This window comes from Candidatus Pelagibacter communis, from assembly GCF_001180225.1.
Lineage (GTDB): Bacteria > Pseudomonadota > Alphaproteobacteria > Pelagibacterales > Pelagibacteraceae > Pelagibacter > Pelagibacter ubique_D.
Genome location: NZ_CVST01000048.1, coordinates 1 through 709, shown reverse-complemented (window position 1 = coordinate 709; position 709 = coordinate 1). Strand labels below are relative to the sequence as shown.

At 32.0% G+C, this 709-nt stretch carries 1 protein-coding gene; it reads left to right on the top strand.

Features of this window, described 5'->3' with window-relative positions; genetic code table 11:
- A partial coding sequence (locus AMN99_RS04045; RefSeq protein ID WP_075506554.1) for an urea carboxylase-associated family protein occupies window positions 1-670 on the top strand: 670 nt, incomplete at its 5' end.
- Window positions 671-709: the final 39 nt, after the last annotated feature.

Here is a 709-nt window from a genome sequence, read left to right as displayed (position 1 = left end):
GGGTGAGTTTTTTAGAATTGAAAGTGTAGATGGCCCACAAGTAGGAGATCTAAATTTATTTAATTTAAATAATTTAGAGGAAAAATTTTATTCAGGAAAAACAAGAGCTTTATATGGGACACATCTATCCGTTGGAGACAAAATGTTTAGCAGCTTTCCATACCTTAGGTCTTTAGCGACAATAACTTGGGACACTTTGGATTGGTATGATTATGATAAAGATGGTGGCTCTGTTCATGATGTAATTGGTACTAGATGCGATCCTTATACTTCAAAACTATTAAGCGATAATGATTACCACTATTGTTGTCATTCAAATTTAACAAGAGCACTAGTTAAAGAAAAAAATGTTCAATTAGATCATGCTGAAAAAATAGTTCATGATGTATTAAATGTATTTATGCTTACTGGTTTTACTAATGATACCAAACAATACTTTATGAAAGCTAGTCCAGTTAGACCAGGGGATTATCTAGAATTTTTTGCTGAAACTGATATTTTAGGAGCTCTTTCTGCTTGTCCAGGAGGAGATTGTGGTTCAGAACATTCTTCTGATGTAGCTAAATGTTATCCTTTAAAAGTTTCTATTTGGTCAGTAGATCCTAAGTATTTAACAGATATTAAACCATCAGCTGTTTCTAGCTATAACAGAAATCATGGCATTGATTAATGTCCATTAATAATATCTCTTTTATTTTACACAAACCCC